Annotated in this window: 7 protein-coding genes and 2 pseudogenes; 8 read left to right on the top strand and 1 reads right to left on the bottom strand. The window is 48.8% G+C overall.

The genetic code is table 11. From position 1 onward, the window contains the following. Positions 1-6: 6 nt before the first annotated feature. Complete coding sequence (locus RMO52_RS19690; protein WP_309741613.1) at positions 7-342, top strand: type II toxin-antitoxin system PemK/MazF family toxin; 336 nt, start codon at positions 7-9, stop codon at positions 340-342. A 123-nt stretch (positions 343-465) separates the two neighbouring features. Beyond that, positions 466-714: pseudogene (locus tag RMO52_RS24830) on the top strand (DUF4926 domain-containing protein). Between the two features lie 251 nt (positions 715-965). Here RMO52_RS24830 and RMO52_RS24825 read toward each other — a convergent pair. Next, positions 966-1628 (bottom strand): DUF4351 domain-containing protein, encoded by a 663-nt coding sequence (locus RMO52_RS24825; RefSeq protein ID WP_396135057.1) that lies wholly within the window; start codon positions 1626-1628, stop codon positions 966-968. Between RMO52_RS24825 and RMO52_RS19680 the strand changes: the two are divergent. From RMO52_RS19680 to RMO52_RS19660, 6 genes and pseudogenes are all read left to right on the top strand, one after another. Continuing rightward, positions 1629-2193 (top strand): annotated as a pseudogene (locus tag RMO52_RS19680) (glutamate synthase-related protein); the annotation flags it as partial. It abuts the gene before it with no gap. 125 nt (positions 2194-2318) lie between these two features. Next, entirely contained in the window at positions 2319-2492 is a 174-nt protein-coding gene (locus RMO52_RS24820; protein WP_396135056.1) for a DUF6888 family protein, read from the top strand. Beyond that, complete coding sequence (locus RMO52_RS19675; RefSeq protein ID WP_309741611.1) at positions 2492-2701, top strand: DUF6887 family protein; 210 nt, start codon at positions 2492-2494, stop codon at positions 2699-2701. Before RMO52_RS24820 ends, RMO52_RS19675 begins: the two co-directional genes overlap by 1 nt. A gap of 70 nt (positions 2702-2771) precedes the next feature. Next, on the top strand, positions 2772-3179 hold the full coding sequence (locus tag RMO52_RS19670; RefSeq protein ID WP_309741610.1) for a type II toxin-antitoxin system ParD family antitoxin: 408 nt from the start codon (positions 2772-2774) through the stop codon (positions 3177-3179). A 12-nt stretch (positions 3180-3191) separates the two neighbouring features. Then, positions 3192-3491: a type II toxin-antitoxin system RelE/ParE family toxin gene (locus RMO52_RS19665; protein ID WP_309741619.1), complete on the top strand. Its 300-nt coding sequence runs from the start codon at positions 3192-3194 to the stop codon at positions 3489-3491. A 43-nt stretch (positions 3492-3534) separates the two neighbouring features. Beyond that, positions 3535-7722: a chemotaxis protein CheB gene (locus RMO52_RS19660; protein WP_310417630.1), complete on the top strand. Its 4188-nt coding sequence runs from the start codon at positions 3535-3537 to the stop codon at positions 7720-7722. Positions 7723-8007: the final 285 nt, after the last annotated feature.

Genomic DNA, 8007 nt, shown 5'->3' with positions numbered 1-8007 from the left:
AGCTCAATGGCCGACATACTAAGAGGAGAGATCTGGTGGGCAAATCTCAATCCCACACGCGGACGCGAACAATCGGGTACTCGTCCAGTATTGATTATCAGCCAGGACGTATTCAATCGGCATTCGGGAACAGTAATTGCTCTAGCTCTGACGAGTCAAGCTCCAAAGGCTGAGTTTCCGCTGACTTTTTTAATTGAATCAGTATCTTTACCAAAACAGTCTTGGGTAAAAATCAGCCAGATTCGGACGTTATCAATAGATAGATTGGGCGATCGAATCAGCCAAATTTCTCCAGAGGAGCTAGCTGTAATTGTTAGCGGATTAAATGAAATTGTCGGTTAAATAATTGCTGATGACTTTTCGGTGTAAATGGTACGATCCTGCCAATTATTACCTTTTGGCTAGAAAGACAGATCGATGGCAAATTTCAATTCGTGACACTTAAACCTAGTAGGGGGTTTTAATATGACAATGGAATTATATCGAGAAGTCTCATTAACTCGCGATTGACCAGAGTATGGACTCAGAGCCGGAGATATTGCAACCTTAATTGATTTTGTCCCTCATCCAAGTAATGGCGAAGAAGGCTGCGTATTAGAAATTTTTAATGCGATCGGTGAATCTTTGACAGAGATTGCGATGCCTATTTCTACGATCGAAACCTTACGCTCTGACGAAATTTTAGCAGTTCGCACTTTAGCCAAAGTAAGCTAATGCCAACGAATCGTTCGCGAAGCGTCTGCGGGGCAGAATCGTGCTAGAACTAGAAAGAATGATTTTAGCAACTGTAGATGGTGCTTTCGATCTTGAGATCGATCGGTTTTAGTCTCGATCGATCCTTGTTGCTTAAATGTGGGAATGGTAAAATTGAATCATATTCAATCTGCCCCATCTCGTTGGCGTAGCCTCTGCTTTGCCGAATCATCAGGCTCGATCGAATCGAGTGAAAACGGTATTTAACAAAGTTAAACCGCCAGCCACCGCTCTAAATCCCCCACATTGGTAAAATCTAACAAGTCTTCCGTCAAGGCTTCCACTCGATCTATACTCAACCCATTCACCCGCGCTAGAAGTTCGGGGGAGAGGTTGCCAAATTTTCGAGTTAGTTGTTTGCTAACTATTATCCGTGTTGCTGACTCCCGACCTTGTACTATTCCTTCTTCCTTCCAACTAGTAGTAAGTTCCATCACATTCTCCCGTTCAGTAGGTAATTTAATTTTAGCAACTTCAACTTGGAATTGTTGTTTCTCGACAGGGTTCAACTGCAAGTAATTATCGATGAAACCCGATATCAGGAAAGTTCTCGCCTTATCCAACTTGAGACTAGCAATCATTCGTAAACACTCAACCTTGACCCGTGGGCGATCTGCTGGGTCGATTTTCATCTTTGCCATCAGTGCCGCCGCGACCGGATTACGTTGAGTCAAGAAGTCTCTCCAATTCAGCCGATTGAGTTGAATCGTCAAGAAATTGAACTCCATCACCTGCAAACCAGGAACTCTTACCTGATAAGAATCTCGTTCTGGTCGATATGGCTCATCGAAAGAGAATAAAGCAATTGGGTACACAGGCTGAAGATATTTCCGATTAACACCTCGATCGACTCCAAAAATAGCGGCATCAAACAATTAGCCTCATCACGTTTCGGCTGTACCGGAGCCTCACCCCAAACCTCAATTCTCATTCTGAGAGGCTTCGCCAACAAACACGCCGGATTGCCCTGGGAACTCGGACTCGCCGAAACCCATCAAACCCTCGTCCTGAATAACCTCCGCAGCCGCATCGTCGTCGAAACCGATGGACAACTCAAAACCGGACGAGACATCGCCATAGCAGCCCTCCTGGGTGCCGAAGAATTCGGATTCTCCACCGCTCCCCTCGTCACCCTCGGCTGTATTATGATGCGCGTCTGGCATCTCAATACCTGTCCCGCCGGAATCGCCACCCAAAACCCCGAACTCCGTGCCACCTATACCGGAGATCCCGCCCACACCGTCAACTTCATGCGATTCATCGCCCAAGACTTACGGGAAATCATGGCTTCCCTCGGCTTCCGCACCCTCAACGAAATGGTTGGGGGCATTTATCCCCAAGGGAGTCACCCTCGAACTCGAAGGTGATGCCAACGACTACATCGGCAAAGGACTCAGCGGCGGTAAAATCATCCTTTATCCCTCGCCCAAATCCACCTTTTGCTAGCGGCTAAAACCGCTGCTCATGTCGCAAAGTCTGCCTAGGCAGACTAATTTCCTAGTCTGCGTAGGTCGATCGCGATCTAGTGCAGTATTCTATAATCATAATTGTGAGGTATCCAAATTTTGCCAACCGCCGAACAAGGTATCAGGTGTGTAATTCTGTGCCAATCCTTAACCAATACCTTCACGCCTATTTTCGTTGTTCGTCTTGACGATCGAACGGAAAATCTATTTATTTTAGCTGGTGATAACATCCAGATCGAAATCTATCCTAATGGTCTTTGGAGATTCTTATAATGAACCCTAACTTTGATACCATGACTAAAGGTGAGTTAAGAGCTTATGTCATTGCTCACCCTGACGATCGATCTGCATTCTATACGTTTGTCGATCGATTCACGGCTGAAGCATCCCCAGAGACGTTCAACATTCCTAACTCGAATGCTGAGGTTAAGGAAGTAGAAACTTTAATTCAGCAAAAATTAGCGCAACTAAAAATAATTTAGAAGAATCATCGGGTTAAATGCTGTATAGTTGTCACCACATGTGATGTGATGTGTTGCTATTAACCTATTGGTGGGTATTCTAAGTGATGAGAACAACTGCGCTGTTAGCCAAGTTTCAGCTAATTCGGTATGGGAGATAGCAGTCTCGATCGATCTCTGGGTAACTTATAATAGAAACAGGCAACCGAATCTTCCAGAGCAAATAAGAGCAGGTGTTATACAAGTCACTCTCCCGCCAGAATTAGAACTAATCGTCAGTCGCCAACTAACTAGCGGCAAATATCAAAATGCGATCGAAGTGATTAGAACCGCGATCGAACTTTTAGACAAGCAGGAAGATATTTACCAAGGAAAATTAGGAGAACTGCAACAGGCAGCATCGATCGGCTGGGAAGCATCTCAACGGGGCGAGGTAGTTGATGGTAATATCGCAATGGAGCAAATTAGATCGAATCTTAAATCTCGCTACAGTAAATAGAGCTGAAGACCGATTACCTACGGTAGGCTACGCCAACGATTTAGACTGACAAAACCAGCAATCCAAGATATCGAAGAGATTGCAGATTATATCGCTCAACAGTCTGGATTAGAACAATCGGCAAGATTTTTAGGCAAACTAGAATCTAAATTTTCCAAAATAGTCACCTTTCCGCTCATCGGCAGAAAAAGAGATGAGATTTTAACAAATATTCGTACTATACCATTAGACATGGGTTGCGCTACAACTGGGAATTTCACCATAATCTACCTAAAGGCAGTAGACCTAAACCGTCACGATCGGTTAGATTAGATCGTCAACTCCTCAAATCACTATCGCCACATGGCTCGATCTGATGACATCTGAATCCTCACCCGAATCAACTGCGGCTAATCGCCCAGTACCAGCTCAATTCCCGATCGTCGGGATAGCAGCTTCCGCTGGGGGTTTAGAAGCTTTTACCCAGCTATTGAGCCACTTACCGATCGATACTGGGATGGCGTTCGTCCTGATTCTACACTTGTCGCCCGATCGAGAGAGTTATTTAGCGGAGATTTTGACTAGAGCCACAAAAATGCTGGTGACTCAGGTGCAGCAAGGGATGATGGTAGAGCCAGATCGGGTGTATGTCATTCCCCCGAATACGCAGATGAAGCTATCTAAAGGCACGTTCGGGTTATCGCCGCGCGAGAAGGTTTTTGGTAAATATATGCCTGGAGATGCCTTCCTAGTCTCCCTAGCAGCAGATCGGGGCAATCGGGCGATCGCGGTGGTATTATCGGGCGGTGATGGTGATGGTACCGCAGGTTTGACGGCAATTAAGGTCGCAGGTGGTGTGACATTCGCTCAGTGTGAGGACTCCGCCAGATTCGATAGTATGCCGACTTCGGCAATTGCCACTGGCAATGTGGATTTTGTGTTGCCGCCGGAGCGAATTGCCGCAGAATTGGTCGATATCGCTCGCAATCCGCTCTCCACCGATCTGCGCCCGCCGATTGCCGCCAACGATCGTGAAGTACTCGCATCGCAAACTGCTTTGACGACGATTTTTACCATGCTCAGAGCGAGTACGGGTGTCGATTTCAGTTATTATAAACCCAAGACGCTCGATCGACGGATTCAGCGGCGGATGTTGCTGCGGAAGATCGAACGGCTGGAGGATTATGTGGCGTATCTAGAAGCGCATCCGACTGAAGTCAAGATCCTGTATGAAGAAATCCTGATTCATGTGACTAGTTTTTTCCGCGATCCTCAAGCTTTTGAGCTGCTGACGACCACAGTTTTCCCGACGATTAGCCAAAATAAGTCAGCGGAGGTGCCGATTCGGATTTGGGTGGCGGGTTGTTCGACGGGGGAGGAAGTGTATTCGATCGCGATTTGTCTGTTAGAGTTCTTGTCAGAGCGCAATCTCCAGCCCGCAGTTCAGATTTTTGCCACCGATATTAGCGAACCCGCCATCGACACCGCTAGGATCGGAATTTATGCCGCAGATCGGCTGGTGAATGTGTCGCCAGAACGCCGCCATCGCTTTTTTTACCCGATCGAGGGGGGATATCATATTAGTAAGGCGGTGCGGGAACTGTGCGTGTTTGCCCGTCAAGATCTCAGCAGCGATCCGCCGTTTTCCAATCTCGATCTGATTAGTTGTCGCAATGTGATGATTTATCTCGGCGATGCGTTGCAACAGCGGATTATCCCGATCTTTCATTACAGTCTGAACGCTACTGGCTTTCTGTTGCTGGGCACATCCGAAAGTATGGGGAAATATGCAGATCTGTTTAATGTTGTTGACAAAAAGCACCGCATTTACGCCAAAAATCCAACGACAACTCGGCACCCCTTATTATTTACGCCTAATTATCCGATCGCGAGAATGAGCCGCCAAAATAGCGGCTATGGAAATCGAAATCTCGGCAATCGCCAGCCGCTCCTGGCAACACCAAGCTTCGATTTTGAGGGGAAAATCGATCGCTTGATCGTCGATCGGTACACGCCAATCGGGGTAGTAATCGATGATAAAATGCAGGTGTTGCAATTGCGGGGTGAGATCGATCGCTATCTCAAACTCACGTCGGGAGTTGCCAATCTCGATTTATTTAACCTCGTGCGATCGGGTTTTGCGCTCGAACTGCGAACGGCAATCGCTCAAGCGCAACAACAGAATTTACCCGTTAGTAGAATCGGACTGCGGATCGCAGACAGCGACAGGTCGATTAGCTTCAATCTTCAGGTGATTCCCTTTAAGCTGCCACAAGTCGAAGCCAGCCACTATTTAGTATTATTTGAAGATGACCCGACCGTCAGTGAGGTTGCAGAGTCGAGCCTGCCCCAAGGCGATGTCGAGCGCGATAATATCCGCCTCAGACAAGAACTCACCACCGCTCTAGACGAACACCGCGCGACTCAAGAATATCTCCGGGCGGTGGTGCAAGAGCAGGAATTTAGCAATCAAGATCTCAAAGTTGCTAATGAAGAAATCCTCTCTAGCAATGAAGAACTCCAAAGTACGAATGAAGAACTCGAAACCGCCAAAGAAGAAATTCAAGCAACTAATGAAGAACTCCATACCACCAACGATGAACTCCGCAATCGCAATACCGAATTAGATCTAGTCAATAACGATTTAACTAACTTGCTTTCAAATATTAACATCCCCATTTTGATGTTAACTAACGACCTGCAAATTCGCCGCTTTACACCGACAGCGCAACGGTTATTTAATTTTATCTCGACCGATACCGGACGACCGTTGAGTGATATCACCACCAATCTCAATCTGCCCGATTTAGAGCCGCTAATTTTGGAGGTAATCGAAACTCTCAGCGGCAAAGAAATCGAAGTCCAGACCCTTGCCGGAACTTGGTACACCCTCCGCATCCGCCCCTACCGCACCGTCGAAAATCGGATCGATGGCGTCGTCATCGTTTTGCTCGATATTGATGCCCTCAAGCGCAGTGCTGCCACCATCGTCGCCGCCCGCAACTATGCCGAAGCGATCGTCGAAACCGTCCAGGTACCCCTGCTGACGATCGAATCAGACTTGCGGGTAAATACCGCCAATCGAGCGTTCTGCGACACATTTGGAGTATCCGCACTCGAAACCGCCAACTCAACAATTTCCGAGCTGGGGAATGGACAGTGGGATATTCCCGGCTTGCGATCGATTCTAGAGGAGATGTTTACCACCGATCTGAGCCTCCACAACTTCGAGGTCACGCATGTATTCGAGCGGATCGGTCAGAAAACGATGTTGCTCAATGCGGTGAAGATCATTACGGCTGAGGATACCAACCGGATTTTACTCTCGATCGAAGATATTACCGAGCGCCAGCAGTATGAAGCCGAACGAGCGCACCTGCTCGCACAAGAGCAACTCGCCCGCCAGTCCGCCGAGACTGCCAACTGGGCAAAAGATGATTTTCTCGCCAATCTCTCCCACGAACTGCGAAACCCACTCACCGCCATCATCGGCTGGGCACAAATCATCCGCGCCCACCAGCTAGAGCAGAGCAAGATCGATCGCGGTCTGGAGGTCATCTACCGCAGTGCCTTGGCACAATCGCAACTAGTCAATGACATGCTCGATCTCTCCCGGATTATTAGCGGTAAATTGCAGCTTGCCCCGCAGCAGCTCGATGTCGGAGCGGTCGTGAATACGGCCATTGAGTGCGTCCAGCTTGCTGCTGATGCCAAATCGATCCAAGTTAGCACAGTCCTGACCCCGACGACGATTGTGGGTGATGTAGACAGGTTGGGACAAGTATTTTGGAATCTGCTCACCAATGCGATTAAATTCACACCTACTGGCGGACGAGTCGAGATTACCGAGATCGTTTCCCCTACCGAGCTGCAAATTCACATCAGCGATACCGGACAAGGCATCGAGCCAGAGCTATTACCCCACATCTTTGACAAGTTTCGCCAAGGTGATTCGAGCAGCAGTAAACAGACCCAGGGCTTGGGCTTGGGTTTGGCGATCGTCCGGCATATCATCGAACTTCATGGTGGTACCGTACGGGCACAGAGCGCCGGACTAGGACAGGGAGCCACGATTATCATCCAACTGCCGCTAGATCCAGCCGCGATCGACGATCTGCCGACGCTCGCGCCAGAACGCCAATTACCACCGCAGCAGGAGACACCCGATCTCACTGGCTTACGGATGCTGGTAGTAGATGATGAGACGGATCTGCTCGATTTGATCCGCTACATCCTCGAAGACGCAGGCGCGAGTGTGACGACCGTCACCTCAACGAGCGCGGCAATTGCCGCTTTAACCGACTCAGAGGGCAGCTATGACGCACTCCTGGCAGATATTGGGATGCCTGATGAAGATGGCTTTGCCTTGATCCGACAGGTGAGAGCGTTGCCTGTCGGATCGGGCGGTAAGATTCCCGCAGCCGCAATTACCGCCTATGTCAGCGAGCGCGAACGCCAACGCGCGATCGCGGCTGGCTTTGAGATCCACATGCCCAAACCGATCGATCCCGATCGACTCATCCAGATGGTGAACATCTTGACGGGACGGGGGACTAGGCTTTAGGTATTAGGCTTTAGGCTTTAGAAAAATAGGCGTTGCTGAATTTGGGTATGAAGCATAGACCTTGCCCTCACCCCCAACCCCTCTGTCTTGACCCAAACGCACGCTGAGGGAACCTCAGCGCGATTGGGGTCGCTCCCAAGCTTGGGAGCGGCGTTTTTATGTCTAGGGTTCCCCCCGAATAAAAAAACGACAAGACAGAGGGGAGCCAGAGCCGGAGGCGAGGGCGGGGTAAGGGCAAGGGATTTCGATTGGTATCATACCCAGATTCAGCAACGCCAAAACTAG

Source organism: Chamaesiphon sp. OTE_8_metabat_110 (assembly GCF_031382685.1).
Lineage (GTDB): Bacteria > Cyanobacteriota > Cyanobacteriia > Cyanobacteriales > Chamaesiphonaceae > Chamaesiphon.
This window is presented reverse-complemented; position numbering and strand designations above follow the sequence as displayed.